We start from the raw sequence: 26179 nt of genomic DNA, 5'->3' as shown, positions 1-26179 counted from the left end.
GCCGCGGCATCCATGCCGCGGACACCCCCGCAATCCCACCCATCCCGTCCTTCGACAGTTTCCGGTGTGCCCACCACGGAAGAAAGAAGGAAGAGCAGGAGCGGGTCGCGCGCTTCTGTAGAGCCGAGCCCACGCTCGGCTGCATTCAACGGCAGCCGAGCGTGGGCTCGGCTCTACAGTTACAGAAGCTGGCGAAGCATGGCCTTCAGGCGTCGCCCTTCCAGCTGGAAGTAGTCGCGCTGCTCGCGCCAGGCGGGGAAGCGTTGTTCCACTTCGTGCCAGAACGCGGGCGAGTGGTTGGGCTGGATCAGGTGGCAGAGTTCATGCACCAGCACGTATTCGAACGCTTCCGAGCGGCCCAGCACCAAGGCCAGGTCCAGTGCCATGCTGCCGTCGGGGGCCAGTGAGCCCCATTGCGAGGACATCACCTTCAGCCGCAGGCGGCTGGGTGCGCGCGGCAGGGTGGGCAGGTACTTCGGCAGCCAGCGCCCGACGTCGGCGCGGGTCTGGGCTTCGTAGAACTCGCGCAGCAGACGGCGCAGGGTGGCGTCACCACCACGGGTGGGCCACTGCACGCAGGCGCCGTGCGCGTCGATCTCCAGGCGCGCATAGCGGCCTTCCTGCCAGCGCAGTGGCAGCAGTTCGCCGCGCAGGGGCAGCACGCCGTCTTCGCCGGGCTGCAGCGGCGCCGGCAGGCCCTGGCCCTGGTACTGGCGCAGCTGCAGTGCAAGCCAGTCGCGGTGCTGTTCCAGGAAGCGTTCGCCCATCGCCAGGCTTGCCCGCGGCGGCAGGGTCAGGCGCGCGCCGCGCTCGTCCACGCTCAGCTTGATGCGCCGTGCACGCGGATCACGCACGCGCAGTACCTCGATCTCGGCATCCTCCAGGCGCAGGCGAACGGTGTCGCGCTGTACGGTGGCGGGCGGGGTCGGGCTGATCAGGCGGCGCAACAGACGGCTCATGCACCCAGCATAGCGCTGCTTCGGGCCGCCGGATGACCGGCGGCCGTCGGGCTGCCTGTTCAGTCAGCCTTGCTGAGCTTGAAGGCTTCTTCCAGCAACAGGAACAGGCGGCGGATCTCGGCGCTCTGCAGGGCGAAGCGGGCGTCGAACTCCGCGCGGCGGCCATCTTCGTCGGCATGCTCCAGCTGGTCCAGGGCACCGTCGAGGAACTTCAGCTTGCGCACGATCAGGTCGTCGCCGATCACGAAGGACAGGTTGTCCTCGAAGATCAGCGCCAGCTTGGTCACCTGCTTGCCGGCGTCCAGGTGCTTGTCGATCTCGTCGCAGCGCAGCTCCTGGTGCTGGCACTTGACTACCGCGCCACCTTCCACCGGGTCCTTCATCTCGCACTCTTCGCCCAGGCTCAGCCCGGTCGGCAGCGGCTCGCCGGCGATCCAGCCGGTCAGGATCGAGCGCGGCGCGACTTCGGCGTTCAGCGGCATCGCCGGGAAGCTGCCGAGCAGGCCGCGGATGTCGGACATGAAGTATTCGCCGGTCTTGCGGCTGGAGGTGTCCACTGCCACGTAGCCGTGCTGCAGGTCGATGAAGGCGTCGTTGCGCGAGGACTTCACGAAGGCGCGCGGCAGCAGTTCATGCAGCAGGTCGTCCTTCATGCGCTTGCGCTCGCGGCCACCCGGGCGGCGGCCTTCCTTCTCCTCGATCTCCTCCAGCTTGCGCTCGAGCAGGTCGTTGACCACCGCCGCCGGCAGGATCTTGTCCTCGCCGCCCACGGTCAGCCACAGGTGTTCGGCGATGCGGTGGGAAAGCAGTTCCTTCTCCTCGCGGCCGAACGGCGAGATGAAACCGCGCGAGTTCATTTCCAGCGCGCCGACCGGCTTCAGCAGGGCGTGCGGCAGCAGGGTGTCGACTTCGGAAAAATCGGTGGTGGTCGGGAAACGGAAGAACGTCAGGTTGCGAAAGAACATGGAATTCCGGATGGCAAAGAGGAAGGGCGGCCGACCTTAAACGGCGGGCGTCTCGGGATCTGCGTCGGCGTCGGCCGGGGAACCGGCCAGCCAGGCATGGGCGTTGGGCAGCGGCGCGTCGTCGCGACGGCCCAGCGCCATGAAATCGAACAGGGTGGTGTCAGCCAGCTGCGAGGGCCGGACTTCACTCATGGCGCGCGCGATCTGCTCGATGCGGCCCGGGTGGTCCTTCTCCCACTGCTTCAGCATCAGGCCGACCTGGCGGCGCTGCAGGTTCTCCTGGCTGCCACACAGGTTGCAGGGAATGATCGGGAACTGGCGCGCCTGCGCGTACTCGACGATGTCACTCTCGCGCACGTAGGCCAGCGGCCGGATCACCACATGCTTGCCGTCGTCGCTGCGCAGCTTCGGCGGCATGCCCGACAGCTTGGCGTGGTGGAACAGGTTCATGAAGAACGTGGCCACCATATCGTCGCGGTGGTGGCCCAGCGCGATCTTGGTGAAGCCATGGCTTTCGGCGTAGTTGTACAGCGCACCACGACGCAGCCGCGAGCACAGCGAGCACATCGTCTTGCCTTCCGGAATGACCCGGCTGACCACCGAATAGGTGTCCTGTTCGATGATGTGGTACGGCACGCCCAGCCCTGCCAGGTACTCCGGCAGCACGTGCTCGGGGAAGTCCGGCTGCTTCTGGTCCAGGTTCACCGCCACCAGCTCGAACGGCACCGGCGCCTTCTTCTGCAGCTGCAGCAGCACGTCCAGCAGGGTGTAGCTGTCCTTGCCGCCGGACAGGCAGACCATGACCTTGTCGCCGGCCTCGATCATGCCGAAGTCGGCAATCGCCTCACCGACCTGGCGGCGCAGGCGCTTGGCCAGCTTGTGCTGCTCGCGCTCGGCCACGCGCGGATCGCGGGCGGCGCGCGGCTGGGAACGCGGCAGGGGATCGGGAAGGGAAATCACGGCACTCATGGGTTCCATTCTAACGGCTCGGAGCGGCCACGGCCGGGGGGCGGGATTCCCCTCTCCCGGCAGTCATCATCGCTGTGTATGCTCGGAGGCTGTGGACACTTACAGCCCCGCCGAGATCGTCGAGCACCTCGCCGCCCTGCGCGCCGAGCACCGCCTGCTGGATGAACAGATCACCCGCATGGCCGCCAATGGCGAGGACGAACTGGAAGCCAAGCGCCTGAAGCGGCGCAAGCTGCAGTTGAAGGACTGCATCGCCAGACTGGAAAGCCTGCAGATTCCCGACGAGCCGGCCTGAGCGGTGGCCCATCCACGCATGGCGTGGATCTACTGCTTCGCCCCTGGTAGATGCCAACCTTGGTTGGCATGCCGTTCGCCGGGCATGGCCATGCCCGGCGCTACCTTCAATCCTGCGGCGCCGGCTCGTCCGGGCGTGCCGCTTCCGGGCTGACCCGTTCGATGGTGTGGCGCAGCTCGCGGCCGAGGATGAACTTGGCGTCCTTGGCCCAGGCATCCAGGCGCTCGTCGAACAGCAGCTTGCTGTTCTCGTCCGGCCACACCAGGCGCAGCTCGCGCAGCTTCTGGATGAAGCCACGGAACAGGGTGCGGTCGAAGAACTCCGGCGCGGCCGGTGCATAGAGCAGGCTCAGACGCTGCGCCGCCTGCTGGCACAGGCTTTCCAGCTCGGCCGCACCCAGCACGCCCGGGCCGTTCTTCACCAGCACCGAAATGGCGATGTAGTAGCGCTCGAATGCCTGCTGCAGTGAATGGCCAATCGCACGCAGGCGGAACACCTCGTCGGTCTGCCCGGTGTTGCGCGCCAGGATTCCACCGTCGTCATCGTTGACGTTCTGCAGCAGGCCCTCGCGCACGAACACGTCGATGGTCTGGTCGATGCGCTGGGCGAACTCGTCCTCGCTCCACGGCAGGAACAGTTCGGCCTGCAGGAACGGGTACACCGTGCGGCCCAGCTGGACCAGGCCGGTGCGGCTCATGCGGCGGTTGTTCTGGAAGCAGCAGGCCACCCACGACGAGGCGGTGAACAGGTGCAGCACGTTGTTGCGGAAGTAGCTCAGCAGCACCGCGGTATCGCCGCTGACGCTGAGCACATCGCCCAGGGGGTGCTTGACGCGGGTGAGGACGTTGATTTCCTCGGCATGGGCGATGATCCGCTCCGGCGAATGCGGGGTCACCGTCACCCGGTCCGAATACGGCATCTCGACCAGCAGCGTCTTGCACAGCTCGATCTGCGCGATCAGGTCGGCCTCACCCATCGCGTGCTTCGGCGTGGACAGCAGGGCCAGCGCCAGCAGGTTGATCGGGTTGACGTCGGCGGCGCCGTTGATGCGCACCTGGATGCGTTCGGCCAGCGTATCCACCGTGGTCGACAGCCACGCCGGCTTCTCGTCCTCGGACACCGCCTCGCCCTTCCACTCCGGGGCCTTCTCGGCCAGCACGTCGTTCAGCGCGATCGGCTCGCCGAAGTTCACCACCACCTGGCCGTAGTTCTGCTTGAGCACCTTGGGGATGCCCCACAGCAGCGACCAGATCGATTCCTTCTCCTTCGGCCGGCCGGACAGTTCGTCCAGGTAGCTGCCGCCCTCCATCAGCTTCTCGTAGCCGATGTAGATGGGCTGGAACAGCACCGGCTTGCGCGGCTGGCGCAGGAACGCACGCAGCGTCATCGAGATCATGCCGCCCTTGGGCTGCAGCAGGCGGCCGGTACGCGAGCGGCCGCCTTCGACGAAGTACTCCAGCGAGTAGCCGCCGGCCACCAGCTGCGCGACGTACTCACTGAGCACGGCCGAGTACAGCGCGTTGCCGCGGATCGAGCGGCGGATGAAGAACGCACCGCCCTTGCGCAGCAGGGTGCCGACCACCGGCAGGTTCAGGTTGATGCCGGCCACGATGTGCGGCGGCACGATGCCACGGTCGTACAGCAGGTAGGACAGCAGCAGGTAGTCCATGTGGCTGCGGTGGCTGGGCACGTACACCACTTCGTGGCCCGGCGCGGCGGCCTTGAACTTGTCCAGGTGGTGCACCAGCACGCCCGCATAGATGCGGTTCCACACGTGGCTGAGCATGAAGCTGGCCGAGCGCACCACCGGGCTGGAGTAGTCCGCGGCGATTTCCCAGGCGTAGGCATGCGCCTTCTTCCAGGCGTCGGCCGGCTTCGAGTTGTCGCGCTTGGCCTGCGCGGCGATCGCTTCGCGCACCGGTTCGGCCGCCAGCACCTGGTCCACCAGCAGGCGGCGGGTCGACAGGTCAGGGCCGATCACCGATTCACGGATGCGGCGGAAGTGCGTACGCAGCACGCGCTGCAGCTTGCGTACCGTGCGCTCCGGCTCCAGGCCTTCGTCCACGGTGCTGCGCAGCGAGATCGGCGGGGCGAAGCGGACGATGGTACTGCGGCCGTTGAGCAGCACCGCCAGCAGGCGGCGGAAGCGGCCCACCAGCGCCCAGTTTTCCGAGAACAGCACCGCGAACCAGCCGCTCTGCTTGTCCGGCGCGCGGCCGACGAAGATCGACACCGGCACCAGATGCACGTCCAGGTCATCGCGCACGCGATGGGCCTGCAACACCTTGGCCAGCGAATCGGAATGGGTCTTGGCGCCGCGCTGCTCGGGGATCAGCGAGTTGCTGGAGCTGCGCCGCGACAGCGCCAGGTAGGCGCGCTTGCGGCCGGTCGGATCACCGGCCAGCGGCACCAGCGGCGACGGCAGCCCAGCCTGGCGGCAGGCCTTGTCCAGGATCAGCGCGTTGGACAGGCCGTAGTCTTCCAGCACGTACATGACCGGGCGGCCATCGTTGTACTGGCCCGGGTCTTCCGGCTCGATCTTCAGCGACAGCCACGGCTCGACCAGGCGGCCCAGCAGGCGAGCCCACAACGGGCGGCGGCCGGCCGGACGCGCGTGCGCGGGTGGCGGTACCGGGTTCGGGCCGGTACCGGTCGAGGGGGACGCCGGCACCGTATCGGCGGGCGTCGACTGGGATTCTTCGCCGGGGAACGGCAGCGGGTTCTGTTTCGACATCGGCGCCATTATGGCTTAGGCGGCGGCGTTGCCGCTTCCCCACCCTCGGCGGGGGCTTCAACCGGGGCGGGGGCCGCCGCAGCGCGGGCCGCATCGGCCTTGCGCAGCAACGCGTCGGTGTCGGCCAGGGTGCGGGTCAGGTACCAGTGGCCCTCGCGACGGCTCAGCGGCAGCTGCAGGGTCATTTCGCGGCCAGCCAGGTCGTAGTGCAGGCGTACCAGCGCATTGTCACCCTCCACCGAGAGCAGCTCACCGCGCACGCTGCGCAGCGCATCGTCCACGCCCAGCCCGTAGCTGCCCAGCACCGCCTTGAGGGTGTGGATGAACGGCGCGAGCTGCTGCAGGCTGCCTTCCATGCCTGCGGCCTGCATGCCGGCCTCATCCTCGAAGCCGACCTTGCTGGCTGCGCCGACCAGCGCGGCGATGGTGCTGCGCGCGCGGGCGCGGTCACTGATCGGTGCCCCCTGCGCCCAGCTGGCGAGGGTTTCGACGAGGGCGATGTAATGCGCCTGCTGGCCCGGTGTGTAGCCCTTCTGATGGCGCAGGTACTGCACACCGAAGTTGCCCATCGACTGCGCGGCCTGGCGCACGGCGCCGGCCTGGCCTGCCAGCTGGCGGTCGAAGCTGCGTTGCAGTTCGGCGCTGGCATTGGGCGCGCGCAGCGCGGCCAGCATCGGCAGCAGCTGGTCACCCAGCGGCAGCTCGGTCAGCGGCCACTGGCTGCGGCCCTCGGCCCAAGCCTGCTGCAGGCGCTGGTACTGGCTCGGCGGTACCGACAGCTTTGCATAGCCGACCAGATCGTCTTCGGCCAGGCGCAGGGCCATCGCCTGCACCGCCGCAACCGGTTCGGCCGCCGGCCTGGCCGGATCGTTGGCCGATTCACGACACGCGGCCACCGCCAGCAGCAGCATGGCTGCCAGCCCCCATCCACGCGCAGACCTTCCTCGCACTGCCACGCTCATGCACTCGGACTCCCCGGACCGGTCCGCATCTTGCGGCCTGCGACGTGACAGCGGCAAGCCGGGACGTCACGGTTTCCGCTGTTGCTTGTGCAAGTCACTGACCGGAATAAAAAAAGAGCCGGGATCACGGGGATCACAGGCTCTTCAAGCCGGCGCGGGGCCGGTGGACAGTGTTGTGGCACATGTCCGGTCCGAGGACCGGATGGCGGCGATCCTACGCTGCCGCTCAAGTTAAGGCAACACTTCACGTAGTTATGCATAAATTATTGATTTTATTGATCAACCTGATGCTTGGCATGGAGGCCATGAAATCTACGGCAGGTTTTGCGGCGATTCGGGCACAATCGCTGGTGGACGGATGCAAAAACGCCATCCCGCGCGGGTCGGGATGGCGTTCGGGCCTGCAGCCTGCGCAGCGGAATCTCAGCGCGCAGCCAGCGCCGAGGTGATTTCCTGCTGGATGGCCCGGGCCGCAGCCTGCGGATCGGCGGCCAGGCGGATCGGGCGACCGACCACGATGGCATCGGCGCCATCGGCAAAGGCCTGGGCCACGCCAACGGTACGCTTCTGGTCATCGCCGACCGGGCCACCGGGGCGGATGCCCGGGCAGACGATCGAGAACCCGGCGCCGGTAGCGGCACGGATGGGGCCGGCTTCCTGGCCCGAGGCGATCACGCCATCGATGCCGGCCGCCTGCGCGGCCAGCGCGCGCTCGACCACCACGTCCACCGGCTCACGGTCGATGCCCATCTGCGCCAGGTCCGGGCGGCCCATCGAGGTCAGCACGGTCACCGCCAGCAGGCGCATGTCGCCGCTGTTGGCGGCGGCGCAGGCCTCCATCATGGCCGGGTGCCAGCCATGGATGGTGGCGTAGCTGACCGGCCACTGCGACAGGCGCTTGATCACCGCCGCGGCGGTGGCCGGGATGTCGAAGAACTTCAGGTCGACGAACACGCGCTTGTCGCGGCGGGCCAGCTCGTCCAGCACCTGGAAGTACTCGCCGGAGGCGAGCAGTTCCATGCCGATCTTGTAGAACGCCACGCTGTCGCCGAGGCGGTCGACCCACTCCAGCGCCTGCACGCGGTCAGGCACGTCCAGCGCGAAGATCAGGCGCTCGTCGTCGCGCAGCGGCAGCGGCGCGCGGCTCATGGTGCGTAGTCCAGGGCTGCGCGCTTGGCGTCGTGGCGGGCCTGGCGCGACTGGCTGTAGTCGTTGTTGAACTGCGCCGGCTCGAAGCCGCCGTAGGTCGGGTTCGGCAGCATCCACCAGCGCTCGCCGAACCAGTCGTGGTACTGCTGCAGCAGCGCGTCACGGCCGTCGTTGGTGTTGGCGGTCACTTCGACGAAATCGCCCAGCTGGTCGCCGAACTGCATCAGCACGCGGTACTTCTGCCCGGCCAGGCGGCGGCGGCAGTTCTTCTCGCTGCCAGCCTGCTCGCAGCCCTCGACCACGGTGCCCAGGCCCAGGAACACGCTGTCATCGGCCACCGGCAGGCCCTGCTCGCGCAGGTTGGCCAGGGTCGCGTCCTTCAGGTGCACGGCGCGGTTGGAGATGTACAGCAGGGTCACGCCCTTGGCGTTGGCGGCCTTGGCGAAATCGACCACGCCCGGGATGGCCTTGGCCTTCTTTTCGGCCACCCACTGGTCCCAGCTCAACTCATCGTATTCCTTGCCGTCGCGCACTAGGCGCGCCTGGTAGGGCGAGTTGTCCAGCACGGTCTCGTCCACGTCCAGCACCACGGCCGGCTTCAGGCCCTTGGCCTCGTTGCCGCGTTCTTCCGGCACCAGCGCATCCCAGTGGGCTTCCTTCAGCGCGGCGTCCAGGTGGTCGGCGGCGGCACGGTAGGTCTGCTCGGTGATCGCCTTGTACTCCTGCGCGCGCTGCATCCACAGCACTGCATTGAGGTTGTCATTGGCAGTGGGATCGAGCGCGCCGTCCGCCTTGGCAGCGGCGGCCGGGGCCTCCGGTGCAGCGGCTTCAGCGGCAGGCGCATCCACGCGCTTGCAGGCAGACAGGCCCAGCGCCGCAGTGGCGAGCAGGGTCAGGGACAGGGAAACGGGACGACGCATGCATTCACCGGCAATCAGATATACCGGCGCATTTTACCGGCAAAGGCGGTCCCGGGACGGCTATGCTTGGCGGTTGACCCGTTGCCCTTCCGGAGGCCGCCATGACCGATTCCACCCAGACCCCCGACGTCCCCCTGCTCGACGCCGTGCAGGCCCGCCTGCTGGGCTGCCTGGTGGAGAAGGAGGCGACCACCCCGGACACCTATCCGCTGACCGTCAATGCCGCCCAATCGGCCGCCAACCAGAAGACCGCCCGCGAGCCGGTGATGAACGTCGATGCCGGCAGCGTGCAACATGCGCTGCGCCAGCTGGAGGCGCTGGGCCTGGCCCGCCAGCACTTCTCCTCGCGCGCGGACCGCTATGAGCACCGCCTGCAGGCCGCGCTGGACCTGACCCGGCAGCAGACCGTGTTGCTGGCGCTGCTGCTGCTGCGTGGGCCGCAGACGCTGGGCGAGCTGGTCACGCGCAGCGAACGCCTGCACCGCTTCGCCGACACCGACGAGGCCCGCCACGCCATCGATCGCCTGCAGCAGCGCGCGCTGCTGGTGGTGCTGCCGCGCGCCAGCGGCCAGCGCGAAGACCGCTACATGCACCTGCTGTGCGGCGAAGTGGACGGCGCGGCGCTGGCGGCGAAGTACGCCAGCAGCGGCGGTGGCAGCAGCGATGCGGCCGACCCGGGATTGGCCGAGCGCGTCGCCCAGCTGGAAGCGGCGGTGGCCGAGCTGCAGGCACAGTTGGCCGAACTGCGCGGTTGAGGGGGTGGGTGCCGACCGTTGGTCGGCACTGCATCTGAATAGTGCCGACCAACGGTCGGCACCTACCATCAGCCGCTACTGTGCCGGCCAGCGGCCGGCACCTACCAACATCAAGGGTCAGACCTGCGCCGCACCGGGCGTTGCATACAACCGGCTCGGGCTGTCCACGCCCGGTAACTGGATCACCCCGCGCGTCTGCATACCCAGGCCCTGCAGGATCTTCCCGGACACCACGTTGTCCAGATCGGTGATGCCATACAGATCGTGCAGGCCCAGCGCTCCACGCGCATGCGCGAACACCGCGCGTGCCGCCTCACCGGCATAGCCCTGCCCGGCGAATTCCGACAGCACCGCATAGCCGATGTCCGGCCCCGGCAGGCCATCCCGCCGCACCAGCCCGGCGTTGCCCAGCCAGGCACCATCGGACAACCGCTCGATGGCATACATGCCGAAGCCATTCAACGCATAGCTGTGCAGCACCCGCAGCGCAATGTACTCGCGTGCCTGTTCTTCGTCGCGCACGTTGCGGTCACCGATGAAACGCACGAAGCCCGGATCGTTGAGCAGGGCCAGCATCGGTGCCGCATCACGGTCCGGTTCAATGGCCCGCAGCCGCAGGCGCTCACTCTCGATCGGTTGCACAGGCAGACCTCCAGCCGAAACCCCGATTCTGCCTCAACCCCCGGCTGTTGCTTTTGATTTCCTCTGCATTGCCGTGGAAGGAAGCGCCCGGAATCTGTCAGAGGCCGGTCGGGGTGGGTTCGCGGGGGTATCCGCGCCATGGATGGCGCGGCTAAGCCCCCAAGGACGGGTTCACGGCGTCCCCCGCGAACCCACCCCGACCGGCCACACTACGGAACCAACGCGCGCTCCACCACGGAGGGGCGGCGCCGTTGGAGCGCCCTAGTCGAACAGCGCCTCAATCGCCGCCAACCCCGCGCTCGCCCGTTCCTTCTTGCGCGCCGCATCGGCCACCGGATCGGCACCATCGCGCTGGATTTCCTCGGCCGGAATCTCCTCGAAGAACCGGCTCGGCTTCAAGCGCACATGCTCGCCGAACTTGCGGGTCAGTTTGCTGTAACTCATCCACAGCTGGATCTTGGCGCGGGTGATGCCCACGTACAGCAGGCGGCGTTCTTCCTGCAGGTTGCCTTCGTCCAGGCTGACCTGGTGCGGCAGCACGCCGTCCTCGCAGCCGACGATGAAGACATAGGGGAATTCCAGGCCCTTGGACGCATGCAGGGTCATCATGCGGACCTGGTTGCCGCCCTCGTCCTTGTCGCTGCGCGACAGCAGCGCCAGCTGGCCGGCCAGGTCGGCGGCGGTGGCACCGCGCGGGCCGCCCTCGAACCACTGCGCCAGTTCCTCGATGTTGTTCGCCCGGCGCTGGTAGCTGGCCTCTTCCTTGGCCTGCTGGCGCAGCTCGCTCAGCAACCCCGATTCCTTGGCCACCTTGCGGATCATGTCGCCGGACGTCACCTGGCGCATCTGCGCCCGCAGGTCGCGCAGGATGTCGGTGAAGCGCGCCAGGCTGTTGGCCGCGCGCGGCGGCAACTGCTGCAGGGCGCCGATGGTCTCGGCCACATGCGCCATCGGCATGTCCTTTTCCTGCGCCAGCTCGGCCAGCCTGGCCAGCGTACCGGCACCCACATCGCGCTTGGGCGACTGCACCGCCCGCATGAACGCGGTGTCGTCGTCCGGGTTCACCAGCAGGCGCAGCCAGGCCAGCGTGTCCTTCACTTCCTGGCGTTCCAGGAACATGGTGCCGCCGGTCAGGTGGTAGGGAATGCGCAGCAGCTGCATCGCCTTTTCCAGCGGGCGCGACTGGAAGTTGCCACGGAACAGGATGCAGAAATCACTCCACGGCACGTTGCGCGACTGCGCCACGAAGGCGATTTCGGCGGCGACCTTTTCCGCTTCGTGTTCGCTGTTGCGGCATTCCCACACGCGGATGCGTTCGCCGTCGGCCTGGTCGCTCCACAGCTTCTTCAGGTGCTCATGCGGATTGTTGGCGATCAGCGCGTTGGCGGCGCGCAGCACGCGGTTGGAGCAGCGGTAGTTCTGCTCCAGCTTGATGATTTCCAGCGCGGGGTAGTCACGCCCCATCTGCTGCAGGTTTTCCGGGTTGGCACCACGCCAGGCGTAGATCGACTGATCGTCATCGCCCACGCAGGTGAAGTTGCCCTTGTCACCGGCCAGCTGCTTGAGCAGGCGGTACTGCGCGTCGTTGGTGTCCTGGCATTCGTCCACCAGCAGGTAGCCGATGCGCTCACGCCAGGCCAGCGCGATCTCCGGATTTTCCTCCAGGATCTGCACCGGCAAACGGATCAGGTCATCGAAGTCCACCGCGTTGAACGCCGTCAGGCGCAGCTGGTAACGCTCGTAGACACTGGCCGCTTCTTTCTCGCGGTTGCTGCGCGCGGCGGCCATCGCCTGTTCGGGCGACAGGCCGGCGTTCTTGGCGCGCGACACCAGGTTCTTCATGTCCTCGATGTCGTCGGGCTTGGCCCCGTACATCAGGTCCTTGATCTGCGCAGCGGCATCGTCGGCATCGAAGATCGAGAATCCACGCTTCAGGCCCACGGCGGCGTGTTCGATCTGCAGGAACTTCAGGCCCAGCGCATGGAAGGTGCAGATCGTCACCTCGTCGGCATCCTGCTCGCGCAGGCGCTTGGCCACACGCTCGCGCATTTCCTTGGCCGACTTGTTGGTGAAGGTGATCGCCGCGATGCGGCGCGCCGGATAGCGGCCACAGCCGATCAGGTGGGCGATCTTTTCCACGATCACGCGCGTCTTGCCGCTGCCCGCGCCGGCGAGCACCAGCAACGGACCTTCGATATGGAGGACGGCGGCGGCTTGGGGGGGATTGAGACCGTGCATTGGAGAGGGATTGTAGCGGGCCCGGGTGACGGCCACAGCCGCCGGCCGGTGGGGATGCTGAACGGCGTCGACGCGTCGGGGCAGCGGCGTACAATCAGCCGATGGCCAAGCTCTATTTCTACTATTCGGCGATGAACGCCGGCAAGACCACCACCCTGCTGCAGAGCGCTCACAACTACCGCGAGCGCGGCATGCGGGTGGCGATCCTGACCCCGCGCCTGGACGATCGTGCCGGCGCCGGCGTGGTCGCCTCGCGGATCGGCCTGCGCGCCGAGGGCATGGCCTTCGATCGTGACACCGACCTGCAACGCTGGGTCGAGCAGGACCTGGCGACGAACGGGCCGATGGGCTGTGTGCTGGTGGACGAGGCGCAGTTCCTGACCCGCGCCCAGGTCTGGCAGCTCAGCGAGGTGGTCGACCAGCTGCGCATTCCGGTGCTGTGCTACGGCCTGCGCACCGACTTCCGCGGCGAGCTGTTCGAAGGCAGCCAGTACCTGCTGGCCTGGGCCGACGAGATGCAGGAGATCAAGACCATCTGCCACAGCGGCAAGAAGGCGACGATGACCGTGCGCGTGGACGAGCATGGCCACGCGGTACAGGACGGCCCGCAGGTGGAGATCGGCGGCAACGACCGCTACGTGTCGGTCAGTCGCGCCGAGTTCAAGAAGATCACCCGCGGTGAAGGGCGTATCGATCCGGCGCAGGCCCCGCTGCCGTTGTAGCAGGCGCGCCGGTGCGCCATGACCTCCAGCGGTTTACAAGCAAGCGCTGTCGCGCCTAGGCTGCGGCACTCCTGCTGCCGAACTGGAAGTCCGACATGCGTTCCGCCCTCCTGCTGCTGCCGCTGCTGCTCCTGCTGCCTCCGCTGGTCATCGCGGCCGAACGCCCGTCCGGTGAAGACGATGCGGCGGTGATCGGCGCCGGTTTCATGGACAGCCACCCGGACATGATGTACCGGCAATGGGGCGTCAACGCGCTGCGTCGCAACGATGTCAACGGCGCGATGGACAACTTCCGGCTGGCCGCGCGGTACGCGGACAAGCCTGCCCAGGGCTACCTCGGCGAGATGTACTGGTACGGGGTAGAGCAGCCGCGCAATCCGGTCATGGCTTATGCCTGGATGGAGGTGGCCGCCGAACGTGGCTATCCGTTGTTCGTCGAGCTGCGCAACGAGTACTGGGCCACGCTGCCGCTGGAGCAGCATGATGCGGCGCGTGCGCAGGCAAGCGCGCTGCGCGCCGAGTATGGCGACGAGGTCGCGCGCCCACGCATGGCCGAAGTGCTCAGAAAGGGGCGCCGCGAGATGACCGGCAGCCGCGTCGGCTCGATGTCCAACAACGTCGACATCGTATACATGGACGGCGGAATCTCCCGCACCATCAAGGCCGACCGTCTGTACGACCCCAAGTACTGGGATCCGAAGCAGTACGAGCGCTGGCAGGACGAAACCTGGATGAAGATCCGCCGGGGCACGGTGGAAGTGGGTGTGCCGACCCAGTCGCACGCCACCGACAGCAAGCCTTGAAGCAACGGTGCCGGCGTGTGGCCGGCACCGAGCCGCATCCATTCAGTACAGCGTGCGCTCCGGCGCGCCCGCCGGCGGCGGGGTGTACTGGTACAGCCAGGTCTCGGTGAGGGTCTTGCCGCCACTGCGCAGGAACAGGCGGATGTCGATCTGCTCGGTGCTGCCTTCCGGCGGCACCAGGTCGAACATCGCGCGGTAGCCGTTGATCTCGCGCAGCGGGCGCGCCGACACGATCTCGACCCGGCCACGGCTGGCTTCCACCACCGCCTCGACCTCGCCCTTGTCGATCAGCTTGGCCAGTTCGCCGCCTTCGAAGTCCACCGCAAAGCGCCAGCTGAAGTACTCGCGCTTCTTGCCGACCACGCCGCCCAGGCCGGTGCGGCTGGCCACGCAGTGCGCCAGCGGCGGCCGTGCCGGCGGTTCGGCGCCCCAGTACAGGCGATAGCCGACCAGCAGCTCCTGGCCCGGCTGCGGCTTTTCCTTCGGGTTCCAGAACGCCACGATGTTGTCGAAGGTCTCGTCCACGGTGGGAATCTCCACCAGCTGCACCGAGCCCTCGCCCCACTCGCCCTTCGGCTCCACCCACAGGCACGGGCGCTTCTCGTAGAACACGCCATCATCCTGGTAGTGGTCGAAGTTGCGGTCGCGCTGCAGCAGGCCGAAACCGCGCGGATTGCGATCGACGAACATGTTGAAGCGCAGGTTGCGCGGGTTCAGCAGCGGCCGCCAGATCCATTCGCCGGCACCGGTCCACAGCGACAGGCCGTCGGTGTCGTGGATCTCCGGGCGCCAGTCCCACGCCATGCGGCGGTCGTTCTCGCCCACCTGGTACATGCTGGTGCACGGGGCGATGCCCAACCGCTCGATCGCCTTGCGCGGGTACAGCGCACTGTCGATGTCCATCAGCAGCACGTCGCCGTTGGTGATCGCGAAGCGATAGGCGCCGGCAACGCTGGGCGAATCCAGCAGGCCGTAGACCACGATCGTTTCCGAATCGGCCGACGGCTGTTCCAGGTAGTAGGCGATGAAGTCCGGGAATTCCTCCGGCTTGCCCATGCCGGTGTCGATCGCCAGGCCACGCGCCGACTGACCGTACTGGCCCTCCTTGCCAACGGCGCGGAAGTAGCTGGCGCCGAGGAAGGCGGCGAAGTCGCGGTCGGTGTCCTTGCGCGTGTTCAGGCGGAACCCGGCGAAGCCCAGATCGGCCGGCAGCTCGCCGTCCTTGATCCCGCTCTTGCCGTAGTTGAACGCCGCGCCATCATAGGCCAGCTCCTGCGCCTTGCCATCGACCACGTCGAACATGCGCACCGGCGAGTGGAAGTACAGGCCCAGATGGAAGAACTTGGCCTGGAACTTGCCCGGCTGGTCGGCCCACAGCGCATGGTCCTGGCGGTAACCGATCGACTGGTACTGGTCCCAGTCCAGGCCTTCCAGGCGGCCCGGCAGCACCCGCTTGTGGCTCTTGTAGGGCGCCTGCGCCAGCGCGCGCGCCTGGCCCTTCAGGGTGGCGAAGTCGAACGGCTGCGGCTGGCCGAGGCGGCGCAGGCCCATCTGGCCGCTCCTGCTGGCCGCGCACGCGGGCAGGGACGGCAGGCCGAATGCAGCCAGGGCGAGGGAGGCATTGCGGATGAAGTCGCGTCGTTGCATGCAGGCGCGTCAGGCACAGAGGGAAGGTCGGCCATCATAGGCAGACAAACGTTAACGGGCAGCGGAGACGTCCCCTGCCCGTTCAGCTGCCGCTGGCCGCCCGGCTCAGCGCTGGCAGTGGCTGCACCAGACACTGGCGCGCTGGCCGATGGTGGCGTGCTTCAGCGCGCGGCCACAGTTCGGGCACGGCAGGCCATCGCGGCCGTATACCAGCAGCTCCTGCTCGAAGTAGCCCGGCGCGCCATCCGGGCTGATGAAGTCGCGCAGCGTGGTGCCACCACGGGTGATGGCGTAGCCGAGGATCGCCTTCACCGCGTCGGCCAGCCGCTGGTAGCGCTCGCGCGAGACCTTCCCGGCCTCGCGCAGCGGGCTGATGCCGGCCTTGAACAGGCTTTCGGCGGCGTAGATGTTGCCCACGCCCACCACCACCGCCTGGTCCATCAGGAAGGTTTTCACCGGCGCACTGCGGCCCCGGCTGCGGTCGAACAGGTAGTCGCCGTCGAAGGCATCGTCCAGCGGTTCCGGGCCCAGCCCCTGCAGCAGCGGGTGGACTTCGCCGGCCGGCTGCCAGAGCAGGCTACCGAAGCGGCGCGGGTCGTTGAAGCGCAACAGGCGGCCGTTGTCCAGGCTGATGTCGACGTGGTCGTGGGCGCGCAGCGGGGTATCGCCAGGCAGCACGCGCAGGCTGCCGGACATGCCCAGGTGCAGCACCGCGCTGCCGACGGCGGTGTCCAGCAGCAGGTACTTGGCGCGGCGACGGATCTCCTCGATGCGCTGGCCCGGCAGCAGCTCGGCCACTTCCGGCGGAATCGGCCAGCGCAGATCGGCCCGGCGCAGGATCACGCCATGCACGCGACGACCCTGCAGGTGCGGCGCCAGGCCGCGGCGGGTGGTTTCTACTTCGGGCAGTTCAGGCATGCGGTGATTCTACGCCGGGCCATGCGAAGCCGCCGGGCATGGCACCGGCGACGGTGCAGAGTCAGCGTGGCGGCGCCGCCAGTTCACGGGCATCCAGGACGCCATCACCGTTGGCATCCTGCGTGTGGAAGCGCTTCACGATCACCTGCCGCTGCTGCTCGCGGCTGATCGCCCTGCCCTTGCCACCGGGCAGCTCCTCGGCCGTCAGCACGCCATCACCATTGCGGTCCATGCGGTCGAAGGCATACAGCATCCACTGCACGTACTCGGATTCACTCACCCGGCCGTCGCCATCGCTGTCCATCCGCTGCAGATAGCTGGCGGTATCGGTGACCTGGGCCAGCGCCGCACCCGGCAACAGCGCCACCAGCAGAAGTCGGTACCTTGCCCTCACGCGCCCACCAGGCTGTAGCCCTTCAACCGGGCGGCGTAGGCCTGCAGCGCGGCGATGCCACTTTCCTCGGCCTCGTGGCACCAGGCCTGCAGCTGATGCAGGCGCTCGGCCGCATCGTGGCCGCGCGCTTCCAGCAGCGCGGCCAGGCGCCCCCGGTACTCGACCAGGGTGCGGATGCGCGGCCGTTGTGCCACCCATGCGCTGAGCTGGGCACGACTGTCCGGCTTCAACCAGCGACCGTCGTTGACCAGGCCACGGCGCAGCCGGCGCGGCAGCAGGCGGCGCAGCTTGGCCCCGGCCTGTGCCGCTTCCTCGCGCAGGGCCGGCATGAACACGTTGCGCTGGTAGTCGGTCATCGCCTGGAAGCGGTGCGACAGCAGCGCCTTCAGGGTTTCAGCATCGGGTACGGCGATATTCGGGCGCACGTCCATGGCCGGCGCCACCCGCAGCACCTTGGCCAGGCGCAACGCCTCCAGCAGGCGGATCGCGCTCCAGCCAATGTCGAACTCCCAGCGCCGCATCGCGAAGCGCGCCGAGCTGGGGAAGGCATGGTGATTGTTGTGCAGCTCCTCGCCACCGATCCAGAACCCCCACGGCGTGAGATTGGTGGAGGTATCGGCGGACTCGTAGTTGCGGTAGCCCCACCAGTGGCCCAGGCCATTGACCACGCCGGCGGCCCAGAACGGGATCCACGCCATCTGGACCGCCCACAGGGCCACGCCGGGCAGGCCAAACAACACGGTATTGATCGCGAACAACAGCACCGGCCCCAGCGTGGCATGCGGGGTATACAGGCGGCGCTCGATCGCATCATCCGGGGTGCCGCGCCCGTACTGCTCGATGTCCGCGCGCTGGCCGCGCGCTTCGCGGTACAGCTCCACGCCATGCCAGAACACCTTGCCGATGCCACGGGTGACCGGGCTGTGCGGGTCGTCCTCGGTCTCCACCTTGGCGTGGTGCTTGCGGTGGATGGCCACCCATTCGCGGGTGATCATCGAGGTGGTCAGCCACAGCCAGAAGCGGAATACATGGGCCAGCGCCGGGTGGAAGTCGACCCCGCGATGGGCCTGGCTGCGATGCAGGTACAGGGTCACCGAGAAGATGGTGATCTGGGTGAAGACCAGCAGCACCGCCAGCATCGCCCACCAGCCCAGGCCGAGCACACCACCGGTCAACAGGGACATCAGGGCATCAGGCATGGCAGCGCTCCGGATCGACGCGGGGATGGCAGACATCATGGGCGCTTGCGTTGCAAACTGCATCCCTGCGGCGGTGCTTCGCATCGCCATCCGTGGCACCGTTCACAGTTGGGGACCTGAGTTGTCGAGCCTTGATCCACGCGCCAGCACCATGACTGCGGCCCCGCCCATCGCGGAGCTGCCCCCCTTGATCGAACTGGACCGCGCCACCGTGGTGCGCGGCCAGGTGAAGGTGCTGCACGGGCTCAGCCTGCGCATTGCACAGGGCCAGCACACCGCCCTGCTCGGCCCCAACGGCTGCGGCAAGTCGACCTTCATCAAACTGATCACCCGCGAGCTGTACCCGCTGGCGCAGGGCGACGGCTCGGTGGCAGTGAAGGTGCTGGGCCAGAACCGCTGGCAGGTGGACCGGCTGCGCTCGCAGCTGGGCATCGTCACCGGCGACCTCAGCAGCAACCTCGCCGACATGCCGGGTCTGACCGTGGAGCAGGCCGTGCTGTCCGGCTTCTTTGCCAGCTACGTGGTGCCCGCCTTCCGCGAGGTGACCGCCGACATGCGTGCACGCGTCGGCGAGACACTGGCGATGACCGGCGCGCTATCCTTGCGTGAACGTGCCTACGCCGAGCTGTCGGCCGGCGAGACCCGCCGCGTGCTGATCGCCCGCGCGCTGGTCAATCGGCCACAGGCACTGCTGCTGGACGAACCGTCCACCGGGCTGGACCTGGTCGCTCGCGAACAACTGGTGGCGACCATGCGGGTGCTGGCGCAGCAGGGCATCACCCTGGTGCTGGTGACCCACCACATCGAAGAGATCATTCCCGAAATCGAGCGGGTGGTGCTGCTGCGCGATGGCCGTGTGCTGGCCGATGGCACCCGCGCCGAGCTGCTGCGCAACGAACCGCTGTCGGCGGTGTTCGGCGGCGCGATCACCGTCTGCGAGCAGGAAGGCCGGCTGACCGCGTACGCGGGATAATCGACATGCCACTGTAGAGCCGAGCCTAGGCTCGGCTCTACAGAAAACGGTGCAGCAGGCCGGAACCCGGCCCGCTGCACCCTTGCTCAGAACTTCAACGCCAGCGCGCGCGACTCGATCGGTGCCATCCGGCTCTGGTCCTGCAGCTGCAGGTCGCGCAGCTCGTACGGCGCACCAAAACCAGCCGGCAATGCGGCCTGGCCGAACGGCAGCACCAGCTGGCCTGCGCCCGGGCCATCGAACCACGCCGCCGCGTGCGCCTGTGCAACCGGCTTCAGCTGGCCATCGCGGGCAGTGGCATACAGCGTGCCACGCGCCTCGTAGCGGCCCGCTGCAGCCACCTGCAGCGGCAGCGCCACCTGGCGGTTGACCGCATCCGGTGCCGCTTGGCCGCTGAAGCGCGCGGTCGGCCGTGCCACCGCGAAGGCCACCTTGCCATCGCGCAACACGCCATCGGCCTGGGCGAACACCTGCAGTTCCCACAGCCCCTGCACAGTGCCGACGTCGGCCGGGATCCGCACCTGCGCGCGCAGCGCGCCGTCGGTGGTACGCAGCAACCGCTGCGGCCAGCTGCGTCCATCCGGTGCGACCAGCAGGGCTTCACCGCCCAGGCTGCCGCGGCGCGAGGCCATCTGCGCGGTGGTGGCACCGTCTTCCAGCAAGCGTGCTTGCAGCTGCACGTTGCCACCGGCCAGCACCTGCGCCTGGTTGGCCTGCACTTCCAGCCGCAGCGGGCTGTTCGGCTCCAGCACCTGCACCACGTAGCGGCCCTGTGCCTGCGTGCTCTGCAGCGTGTACGCACCGGCCGCACTGGTCGCGCCGGTGCGCAGCATGCTGCTGCCATCGCTCACCGGCATGCCGGCCTGCTGCAGCGCGCGCGCGTCGACACTGCGCGCCACGCTGCTGCGGCCGGCCGGGTCGCGCACCTGCAACGTGTTGGCCGGCACTGCACGCGCGCCTTCGGCCGGACTCAGCTGGATCACCGCATCGGCAGCGGTCAGCGGCAAGTCCACGCCGCGCTGCAGTTGCGTACCATCGACCTGCTGCCAGTAGCTGCGGCTGACCGAGGCATACGGCGTGGCCGCCTGCAGCGGTTGTGCCGGGTCCAGCGCCCAGGCAAAGGACAACGGCGCGTGCTCGCTTTCATCGGCGGGCAGCGGCGCGGCCACCAGGGCGGCAGGCACCTGATCCCCTGCACGGGCGGCCTGCAGCGGCTGCGCGGCCTGCGCTGCGGGAAGGGACAGCACTGCCAGGACGGCGCCGGCCAGCAGGGTGGAATGAATCGTCATGGTCGTCTCCCTCACTGGGTCAGGTCGTTGCGCAGCAGGGTGCCGAGGCCGAAGCACTCGCGGCGGCTCTGGTTGTGGCTGAGCGGTTCGGCGCCCTGGGTACGCGCCTTGTCGGTGAACCAGGTGGTGCCGGCGGCCTTCTGGCTGCTGCACTCCAGGAAGCCATCGGAGCAGGACGACAGCCAGTTCTGGGTGAACTCCAGGCCGACATTGGCGGCGTAGCCACCGCAGTAGCTGTTGCTGTCCCACACCGCCGATTCCACGTCGCTGCCGACCACCGCACGGAACGGCTTGGGCAGGGCGGGACGGCCTGCGGTGCCGTACAGGTTCTGCGCGTTGTAGGTGGCCATGCTCGCCACCTGCTGCTGGCGCACCGCGTCGTTCTTGTAGCCCAGCAGCCAGCCCAGCGAGGTTTCGAAGGTGTTGCCGTTGAGCACCGCATCGGCCAGCGGCGTGCCGGCCGAGGACGGCGCCAGCGCGGTGACCTTGCGCACCGTGCGGATGATCTTCGGGTAGCGGCTGTCGTAGGTCGGGTTGGACAGGATCCAGCGCACCACGTTGCCGCCGTTGGAATGGGTGATCACCACCAGCTGGGTGATGCCGCGGCTGTCGATGAAGCGGGTCAGCTGGTTGGCCAGGCAGCCGGCGGCCTCCGGCTTCCACATGTACTGGGTGAAGTCGCAGTTGATGACCACATAGTTGCTGCTGTTCGGCAGGCCCTGGCGCACGGTGTCGATGATGGCCGGCTGCCAGTAGTCCTGGGTGGCGTTGGTCTGCGCGCCGGTGCCATGCACGAAGGCCACGCCGACCACGTCGGCGGCCTGCGCCGGCGTTGCTGCCAGCCCGAGGAGCAGGGCCAGGACGGTACTTCCTGTTGCGGTGCTGCGCATCGCTTCTCTCCCTCTGTCTGCGGATCCCCCCGACCCGGCTGGAACTGGACGGCGTCTCATCACCGTTGTGCCGATGCTCACGGCGTGGCCGTGTGAAAGTCCGTGCGCTGCGCCCGGATTCAGGAGATTGCCGACACTTGATGACTGTTTTCATCGCCCAGCGGCTGACCATGCCGGGTCTGGCCGTATGACCGATGGACGCTGCGGCCGACAATCGAGGCTGCGATCATGGCCGGCGAGTTCCCAGCCCGAGTCTGCCCATGTCGTCGATCCTCCCCCCTGCCCGTCCGTTGCTCGGCCTGGCCATCGCGCTGTCGCTGGCCGGTTGTGCCGCCACCGCCAGCAAGCCGACCGCGGTCGAAGCCAACATCACCACCAAGGCCGTGGGCTACCTGGACAAGACCGCAGTGCCGGCCAGCATCGATCTGGTACCGGCACCACCGGCCGCCGGCTCGGCCGCCTTCGCCCTGGATGAGCAGGTCAGCCGCGAGGCACGTGCGCTGCGCGGCAGCCCGCGTTTCGCCCAGGCAAGTGTCGATGCCGAACTGGGCTTCCCGGAAGGCGCCAACCACTTTTCCTGCGCCGCCGACATCGACGTCGATGCAGTGAAGACCCCTGCCCTGTACCGCCTGCTGGAGCGCAGCCGCATCGATGCCAGTGCTGCCACCAAGGCCGCCAAGAACACGTACAAGCGCCCGCGTCCGTTCATGGTCAACGGCGAGCCGACCTGCTCGCCGAAGGATGAGGAGGGGCTGCGCAGCAACGGTTCCTATCCGTCCGGCCACACCTCGATCGGCTGGGCATGGGCATTGATCCTGTCGGAGATCGCACCGGACCGCGCCGATGCCATCCAGGCACGCGGCCGCAACTACGGCGAGAGCCGCCTGGTGTGCAACGTGCACTGGCAGAGTGACATCCTCGAAGGCCGCTTCATGGGCGCAACCGCCGTTGCCCGCCTGCATGACAACGCCGCGTTCAACAAGGATCTGCTGGCGGCGCGCAGGGAAATCGCTGCCGCGCGCAAGGCCGGCCTGCATTCCAGCCGTGACTGCGCCACCGAGAACGCGGTGCTGAAGGTGCGCCCGCAGAGCGCGCTGTAAGCCACGCCTCTGTAGAGGCCAAGCCATGCTCGGCTCAGAGCAGCCGAGCGCAGGCTCGGCTCTACAGGAAGCAGAAAACAGAAGGGCCGGCATTGCGCCGGCCCTTCGTCATTGCATCACTGCTGCAACCGCATCAGAACTTCGCGGTGAACTCCACGCCCCAGGTACGCGGCTCATTGAGGAAGCCGGTCAGGTTGTTGAAGTCGATCGCGCCGACCACGCGGGTCTGGTTGGTCAGGTTGCGGCCGAACACGGCCACGTCGTACTGGCCGTAATCCCAGTTGTAGCCCAGGCGCAGGCCACCTTCCAGCGAGCTGCGGCCACGGAACTCCGGCGACTCGTAGATGAAGAAGTTGACCGCACTGCGGTAGGCCCAGTCGGTGTAGGCATACAGCTCGCTGCCATCGCTGAGCGGGAAGCCCACGCGCAGGGTCGCGTTGTGGATCCACTTCGGCGCCTGCGGCAGCGGATTGCCGTTGACCAGGGCATAGGTGCCGCCATTGATGATCGTGGTCGGGTCGGTGATGGTGCAGCCGCCACCACAGACCGCCACCGCCAGGTTCTTGTCCTTGATCTCGGTGTCGTTGTAGCTGCTGCCGAAGGTCAGCAGGACGTTGTCGGCCAGGTACGCCTCCAGGTCCAGCTCAACGCCCTGGCCGATGGTCTTGTCGGCATTGAGCAGGGTGGCGGTGTTGTTGGTGCCACCGACGGCGATCAGCTGCTGGCCGTCCACGTCGTAGCGGAACACGCTGAAGCCCAGGCGCGCGCGACGCTCGAACAGGTCGGCCTTGATGCCGGCTTCGTACGAAATCACCTTCTCCGAATCGGCCTGCGACAGACCCGGCGCGAACGCCAGTCGACCCTGGATCGACGGTGCGCGGAAGCCCTTGGCCACGCGTGCATAGGCATTGACGTTGTCGGTCAGCTTGTACACGCCGCTGACATCCCAGCTGACGTCGTTGACGTCGGTGTTGGCCAGGTACGGGCCACTGACCGGGGTACCGAACGGCACGGCCTGCAGCACGCTGGCGCTGAAGTCCTTCTTGTCCTGCGTGTAGCGCACGCCGGCACGCAGCTTGAAGCGCTCGGTGACATCGAAGTCGCCCGACGCGAACACCGCCCACGCCTTGTTGCGCTGCTGCTGCACCACGTGGCCGGTCTGCGGATTGCCCGGCGTCAGCGAGTCATAGTTGAAGTTGTTGATGGTGACGTCTTCATCGAAGTAGAAGACGCCGGCCTGCCAGTCGAAGCGGCCCCATTCGTTGGATTCCACGCGGAATTCCTGGGTCCACTGGCGGTGGTGCGGCAGGCCGTCGGCCGACTCGGACGAGAACGGAATCAGGCCCGGGCCGGAGTTGCCCGCGCCGAGGAACGCTGCGCCGTAGCCACCGTCAATATCGCCACGGTTGAGCGATTCGGCGGTCTCGTAGCCGGTGATCGAATGCAGGGTCACCGAACCGAGGTTCCACTGCAGGCGCGCGCTGCCGCCCCAGGTTTCCAGGTCGGAGAAGTTGACGCCGTCATTGGCGACCTTGTCGCGGTCGAAGTTCTCGACCAGCGCGTTGCCACCCTTCTCGATGATGTTGGCGCGGAACAGGCGGGCGGTGCCGTTGAGCTTGCGCTTGTGCAGGTTGAACAGCGCTTCGAAATCATCGCCTTCGTACAGGAACTGCACGCGGCCGGCGGCTTCGTCATAGCCTTCGAAGCCGCTGTTGGGCGCACCGGCACGGGTGTTGTCGACCCAGTCGTCGCGACGCTGGTAGATGGCCGACACGCGTGCGGACCAGCGGTCAGTCAGCGGGCCGCCGTAGGCGCCCTGCACGTTCCAGCTGTTGTAGGTGCCATAGCCCACGCGCACGTAGCCATCGGCATCCTGCGACGGACGCGCCGAATCGAACTTCACCACGCCGGCCGGGGTGTTGCGCCCGAACAGGGTGCCCTGCGGGCCGCGCAGCACTTCCACACCGGCCAGGTCGAACAGCGGGAAGCCCTTCAGCAGCGGGCTTTCCTGCACCACATCGTCGTACACCAGCGAGACCGGCTGCGACGCATTGAGGTCGAAATCGGTGTTGCCCAGGCCGCGGATGTAGAAGCGCGGGAAGGCACGGCCGTAGGACGATTCGATGTTGAGGCTGGGCACGCGCGCAGCAAGGAAGCGGATGTCATCGCCCGCCGAACCGAGCACGTCGAGCTTTTCGCCCTGGATCGCGCTGATCGCAACCGGCACGTCCTTGGCGTTCTCGACGCGACGTTGTGCAGTCACCTGCAGCGCATCGAGGGCGACCGGATCCTTGGCGGCGGGGGTTTCCTGGGCGGCTGCTGCCAGCGGCAGCAGGGCGGAAAGAGCGGCAACGAGGGGGCGCGCGACCGGAAGGCGGCCACGGGAAGTGCGGGTCGGGGACATGGCGGTAGGCTGTGTTTGGAGGGGTGGTAAAACGGCGCTACCAGATAATTGTTGCAATACAGCACCTGCCCCGCAAATGCCTGCCGTTCATGGCCCCGTCGCCCCGGCCCCCGCGTGCTCGCTAGACTCGGGGTTTTCCAGCCCTGCGGAGCCGCCGCGATGACCCAGTGGTACTTCCATGCCTCCGCCCAGGCCGAGCGTATCGGCCCGCTTGATGACGAGGCCGCGCGCCGCTACGCCCAGGCCAACCCGCGCTCCCTGGCCTGGTGCCAGGGCATGAGCGGGTGGACCTCGATCGCCGAGGTGCCCGAACTGCAGTCCGCGGCCCCGGGCATGCCGAACACCCCGCCGCCGGTCTCCGCCGCTGCCAGCAGCCGCGCCGACGACATCGAGTTCCGCATCGTCGGCCATGAAATGCAGTTCGTGGAAATCGAGCTCGACCCCGGTGAGAGCGCCATTGCCGAGGCCGGCGCATTGATGTTCAAGGACGCCACCGTGCAGATGGATACGGTGTTCGGCGCCGCCAACGGCGACCAGGGCGGCGGCTTCATGGGCAAGGTGATGGCCGCCGGCAAGCGCGTGCTGACCGGCGAGAGCCTGTTTGCCACCGTCTACACCCAGAGCGGCCACGGCAAGGGCAAGGTCGCCTTCGCCGCCCCCTACCCCGGAACCGTACTGGCAATGAAGCTGGACCAGCATGGCGGCCGCCTGATCTGCCAGAAGGACAGCTTCCTGGCCGGCGCGCGCGGCGTGCAGATCGGCGTGCAGTTCCAGCGCAAGATCATGACCGGCCTGTTCGGTGGCGAAGGCTTCATCATGCAGAAGCTGGAGGGGGACGGCTGGGTGTTCATCCACGCCGGTGGCTGCGTGGTCGAGCGCGAGCTGGCCGCAGGTGAGCGACTGGACGTGGATACCGGCTGCGTGGTGGCCTACCACCCGACCGTGGACATGGACGTACGCCGGGTCACCGGCATCAAGAGCATGCTGTTCGGAGGCGAGGGTGTGTTCCTGGCCACGCTGACCGGCCCGGGCAAGGTCTGGCTGCAGTCGCTGCCGTTCTCGCGCCTGGCCGGGCGCATGTGGATGGCGGCGCCGCAGGGCGGCGGCCAGAGCCGCGGCGAAGGCTCGGTGCTGGGCGGCCTGGGCCGGATGCTGGACGGCGACAACCGGTTCTGAGCCCCTCGCCCGGGCGGTGCCGACCAAGGTCGGCACCGCCCGCGCTCCTTTTCCTGAATAGGCCGCTCCCCCACCC

23 protein-coding genes are annotated in these 26179 nt (G+C 67.8%); 7 read left to right on the top strand and 16 right to left on the bottom strand.

The features are described 5' to 3' along the window. Positions 1–179 precede the first annotated feature (179 nt). The 3 genes from G5A07_RS19410 to ttcA are packed head-to-tail and all read right to left on the bottom strand — an operon-like array spanning position 180 to position 2893. Positions 180–959 (bottom strand): SprT family zinc-dependent metalloprotease, encoded by a 780-nt coding sequence (locus G5A07_RS19410; RefSeq protein WP_010487316.1) that lies wholly within the window; start codon positions 957–959, stop codon positions 180–182. A 59-nt stretch (positions 960–1018) separates the two neighbouring features. Further along, complete coding sequence (locus G5A07_RS19405; RefSeq protein WP_005411825.1) at positions 1019–1924, bottom strand: recombination-associated protein RdgC; 906 nt, start codon at positions 1922–1924, stop codon at positions 1019–1021. Positions 1925–1960: 36 nt separating this feature from the next. Continuing rightward, positions 1961–2893 (bottom strand): tRNA 2-thiocytidine(32) synthetase TtcA, encoded by a 933-nt coding sequence (ttcA, locus tag G5A07_RS19400; RefSeq protein ID WP_191863850.1) that lies wholly within the window; start codon positions 2891–2893, stop codon positions 1961–1963. A 91-nt stretch (positions 2894–2984) separates the two neighbouring features. Between ttcA and G5A07_RS19395 the strand changes: the two genes are divergently transcribed. Next, complete coding sequence (locus G5A07_RS19395; RefSeq protein WP_005421068.1) at positions 2985–3188, top strand: YdcH family protein; 204 nt, start codon at positions 2985–2987, stop codon at positions 3186–3188. 106 nt (positions 3189–3294) lie between these two features. Here G5A07_RS19395 and plsB read toward each other — a convergent pair whose 3' ends face one another. From plsB to G5A07_RS19375, 4 genes are all read right to left on the bottom strand, one after another. Then, positions 3295–5931 carry a glycerol-3-phosphate 1-O-acyltransferase PlsB gene (gene plsB / locus G5A07_RS19390; protein ID WP_109814665.1) on the bottom strand — a complete coding sequence of 879 codons (2637 nt, stop codon included), beginning with the start codon at positions 5929–5931 and terminating at the stop codon, positions 3295–3297. Continuing rightward, positions 5931–6884: a hypothetical protein gene (locus G5A07_RS19385; protein ID WP_019338155.1), complete on the bottom strand. Its 954-nt coding sequence runs from the start codon at positions 6882–6884 to the stop codon at positions 5931–5933. Before G5A07_RS19385 ends, plsB begins: the two co-directional genes overlap by 1 nt. 423 nt (positions 6885–7307) lie before the next feature. Next, a complete protein-coding gene (pyrF, locus tag G5A07_RS19380; protein WP_057502298.1) occupies positions 7308–8033 on the bottom strand; it encodes an orotidine-5'-phosphate decarboxylase in 726 nt (241 codons plus the stop codon). Continuing rightward, positions 8030–8953 carry a 5'-nucleotidase, lipoprotein e(P4) family gene (locus G5A07_RS19375; RefSeq protein ID WP_010487329.1) on the bottom strand — a complete coding sequence of 308 codons (924 nt, stop codon included), beginning with the start codon at positions 8951–8953 and terminating at the stop codon, positions 8030–8032. Before G5A07_RS19375 ends, pyrF begins: the two co-directional genes overlap by 4 nt. 101 nt (positions 8954–9054) lie before the next feature. Between G5A07_RS19375 and G5A07_RS19370 the strand changes: the two genes are divergently transcribed. Beyond that, positions 9055–9708 (top strand): DUF480 domain-containing protein, encoded by a 654-nt coding sequence (locus G5A07_RS19370; protein ID WP_010487332.1) that lies wholly within the window; start codon positions 9055–9057, stop codon positions 9706–9708. 117 nt (positions 9709–9825) lie between these two features. Here G5A07_RS19370 and G5A07_RS19365 read toward each other — a convergent pair whose 3' ends face one another. Both G5A07_RS19365 and G5A07_RS19360 read right to left on the bottom strand, forming a co-directional pair. After that, on the bottom strand, positions 9826–10350 hold the full coding sequence (locus G5A07_RS19365) for a GNAT family N-acetyltransferase (RefSeq protein ID WP_043397785.1): 525 nt from the start codon (positions 10348–10350) through the stop codon (positions 9826–9828). Between the two features lie 261 nt (positions 10351–10611). Then, complete coding sequence (locus G5A07_RS19360) at positions 10612–12588, bottom strand: UvrD-helicase domain-containing protein (protein ID WP_191863849.1); 1977 nt, start codon at positions 12586–12588, stop codon at positions 10612–10614. Between the two features lie 101 nt (positions 12589–12689). Here G5A07_RS19360 and G5A07_RS19355 point away from each other — a divergent pair, with 101 nt between their 5' ends. Both G5A07_RS19355 and G5A07_RS19350 read left to right on the top strand, forming a co-directional pair. Continuing rightward, positions 12690–13310 carry a thymidine kinase gene (locus G5A07_RS19355; RefSeq protein WP_010487338.1) on the top strand — a complete coding sequence of 207 codons (621 nt, stop codon included), beginning with the start codon at positions 12690–12692 and terminating at the stop codon, positions 13308–13310. Positions 13311–13405: 95 nt separating this feature from the next. After that, on the top strand, positions 13406–14113 hold the full coding sequence (locus G5A07_RS19350) for a sel1 repeat family protein (protein ID WP_010487340.1): 708 nt from the start codon (positions 13406–13408) through the stop codon (positions 14111–14113). Positions 14114–14155: 42 nt separating this feature from the next. Here G5A07_RS19350 and G5A07_RS19345 read toward each other — a convergent pair whose 3' ends face one another. From G5A07_RS19345 to G5A07_RS19330, 4 genes are all read right to left on the bottom strand, one after another. Next, positions 14156–15760, bottom strand: a complete 1605-nt coding sequence (locus G5A07_RS19345) for a glucan biosynthesis protein D (protein WP_019338126.1) — start codon at positions 15758–15760, stop codon at positions 14156–14158. A 105-nt stretch (positions 15761–15865) separates the two neighbouring features. Then, entirely contained in the window at positions 15866–16678 is an 813-nt protein-coding gene (gene mutM / locus G5A07_RS19340) for a bifunctional DNA-formamidopyrimidine glycosylase/DNA-(apurinic or apyrimidinic site) lyase (RefSeq protein ID WP_043397776.1), read from the bottom strand. Positions 16679–16739: 61 nt separating this feature from the next. Beyond that, positions 16740–17072: a hypothetical protein gene (locus G5A07_RS19335; RefSeq protein WP_019338125.1), complete on the bottom strand. Its 333-nt coding sequence runs from the start codon at positions 17070–17072 to the stop codon at positions 16740–16742. After that, complete coding sequence (locus G5A07_RS19330; RefSeq protein ID WP_191863848.1) at positions 17069–18271, bottom strand: fatty acid desaturase; 1203 nt, start codon at positions 18269–18271, stop codon at positions 17069–17071. The genes G5A07_RS19335 and G5A07_RS19330 overlap by 4 nt, the downstream gene beginning before the upstream one ends. A 151-nt stretch (positions 18272–18422) precedes the next feature. On the opposite strand from G5A07_RS19330, the gene G5A07_RS19325 reads away from it, so the two are divergent. Next, positions 18423–19244, top strand: coding sequence for an ATP-binding cassette domain-containing protein (locus G5A07_RS19325; protein WP_019338123.1), 822 nt, complete (start codon positions 18423–18425; stop codon positions 19242–19244). Between the two features lie 86 nt (positions 19245–19330). Here G5A07_RS19325 and G5A07_RS19320 read toward each other — a convergent pair whose 3' ends face one another. Continuing rightward, positions 19331–20533 carry a DUF4785 domain-containing protein gene (locus tag G5A07_RS19320; RefSeq protein WP_057504123.1) on the bottom strand — a complete coding sequence of 401 codons (1203 nt, stop codon included), beginning with the start codon at positions 20531–20533 and terminating at the stop codon, positions 19331–19333. A gap of 11 nt (positions 20534–20544) precedes the next feature. Then, positions 20545–21423 carry a hypothetical protein gene (locus G5A07_RS19315; protein ID WP_010487357.1) on the bottom strand — a complete coding sequence of 293 codons (879 nt, stop codon included), beginning with the start codon at positions 21421–21423 and terminating at the stop codon, positions 20545–20547. Between the two features lie 260 nt (positions 21424–21683). Here G5A07_RS19315 and G5A07_RS19310 point away from each other — a divergent pair, with 260 nt between their 5' ends. Beyond that, positions 21684–22523: a phosphatase PAP2 family protein gene (locus tag G5A07_RS19310; RefSeq protein WP_071305984.1), complete on the top strand. Its 840-nt coding sequence runs from the start codon at positions 21684–21686 to the stop codon at positions 22521–22523. 133 nt (positions 22524–22656) lie between these two features. Here the strand turns inward: G5A07_RS19310 and G5A07_RS19305 are convergent, their stop codons facing one another. Next, entirely contained in the window at positions 22657–24927 is a 2271-nt protein-coding gene (locus G5A07_RS19305; protein WP_191863847.1) for a TonB-dependent receptor, read from the bottom strand. A 159-nt stretch (positions 24928–25086) separates the two neighbouring features. Between G5A07_RS19305 and G5A07_RS19300 the strand changes: the two genes are divergently transcribed. Next, the gene (locus tag G5A07_RS19300; RefSeq protein ID WP_191863846.1) at positions 25087–26103 is read left to right on the top strand and encodes a TIGR00266 family protein; all 1017 of its coding nucleotides are present in this window, start codon (positions 25087–25089) and stop codon (positions 26101–26103) included. Positions 26104–26179 lie beyond the last annotated feature (76 nt).

The sequence above is a fragment of the Stenotrophomonas sp. AS012628 genome (assembly GCF_010608305.1).
Classification (GTDB): domain Bacteria; phylum Pseudomonadota; class Gammaproteobacteria; order Xanthomonadales; family Xanthomonadaceae; genus Stenotrophomonas; species Stenotrophomonas geniculata.
Note: the sequence above shows the minus strand (reverse complement) of the source record. Positions and strands in the feature narration are given on the sequence as shown.

Coding starts and splice junctions, on each gene's coding strand:
- G5A07_RS19410 (WP_010487316.1), bottom strand. CDS start 959: ATGAGCCGTCTGTTGCGCCGCCTGATCAGCCCGACCCCGCCCGCCACC.
- G5A07_RS19405 (WP_005411825.1), bottom strand. CDS start 1,924: ATGTTCTTTCGCAACCTGACGTTCTTCCGTTTCCCGACCACCACCGAT.
- ttcA (WP_191863850.1), bottom strand. CDS start 2,893: ATGAGTGCCGTGATTTCCCTTCCCGATCCCCTGCCGCGTTCCCAGCCG.
- plsB (WP_109814665.1), bottom strand. CDS start 5,931: ATGGCGCCGATGTCGAAACAGAACCCGCTGCCGTTCCCCGGCGAAGAA.
- G5A07_RS19385 (WP_019338155.1), bottom strand. CDS start 6,884: ATGAGCGTGGCAGTGCGAGGAAGGTCTGCGCGTGGATGGGGGCTGGCA.
- pyrF (WP_057502298.1), bottom strand. CDS start 8,033: ATGAGCCGCGCGCCGCTGCCGCTGCGCGACGACGAGCGCCTGATCTTC.
- G5A07_RS19375 (WP_010487329.1), bottom strand. CDS start 8,953: ATGCGTCGTCCCGTTTCCCTGTCCCTGACCCTGCTCGCCACTGCGGCG.
- G5A07_RS19370 (WP_010487332.1), top strand. CDS start 9,055: ATGACCGATTCCACCCAGACCCCCGACGTCCCCCTGCTCGACGCCGTG.
- G5A07_RS19360 (WP_191863849.1), bottom strand. CDS start 12,588: ATGCACGGTCTCAATCCCCCCCAAGCCGCCGCCGTCCTCCATATCGAA.
- G5A07_RS19355 (WP_010487338.1), top strand. CDS start 12,690: ATGGCCAAGCTCTATTTCTACTATTCGGCGATGAACGCCGGCAAGACC.
- G5A07_RS19350 (WP_010487340.1), top strand. CDS start 13,406: ATGCGTTCCGCCCTCCTGCTGCTGCCGCTGCTGCTCCTGCTGCCTCCG.
- G5A07_RS19345 (WP_019338126.1), bottom strand. CDS start 15,760: ATGCAACGACGCGACTTCATCCGCAATGCCTCCCTCGCCCTGGCTGCA.
- mutM (WP_043397776.1), bottom strand. CDS start 16,678: ATGCCTGAACTGCCCGAAGTAGAAACCACCCGCCGCGGCCTGGCGCCG.
- G5A07_RS19330 (WP_191863848.1), bottom strand. CDS start 18,271: ATGCCTGATGCCCTGATGTCCCTGTTGACCGGTGGTGTGCTCGGCCTG.
- G5A07_RS19325 (WP_019338123.1), top strand. CDS start 18,423: ATGACTGCGGCCCCGCCCATCGCGGAGCTGCCCCCCTTGATCGAACTG.
- G5A07_RS19320 (WP_057504123.1), bottom strand. CDS start 20,533: ATGACGATTCATTCCACCCTGCTGGCCGGCGCCGTCCTGGCAGTGCTG.
- G5A07_RS19315 (WP_010487357.1), bottom strand. CDS start 21,423: ATGCGCAGCACCGCAACAGGAAGTACCGTCCTGGCCCTGCTCCTCGGG.
- G5A07_RS19310 (WP_071305984.1), top strand. CDS start 21,684: ATGTCGTCGATCCTCCCCCCTGCCCGTCCGTTGCTCGGCCTGGCCATC.
- G5A07_RS19305 (WP_191863847.1), bottom strand. CDS start 24,927: ATGTCCCCGACCCGCACTTCCCGTGGCCGCCTTCCGGTCGCGCGCCCC.
- G5A07_RS19300 (WP_191863846.1), top strand. CDS start 25,087: ATGACCCAGTGGTACTTCCATGCCTCCGCCCAGGCCGAGCGTATCGGC.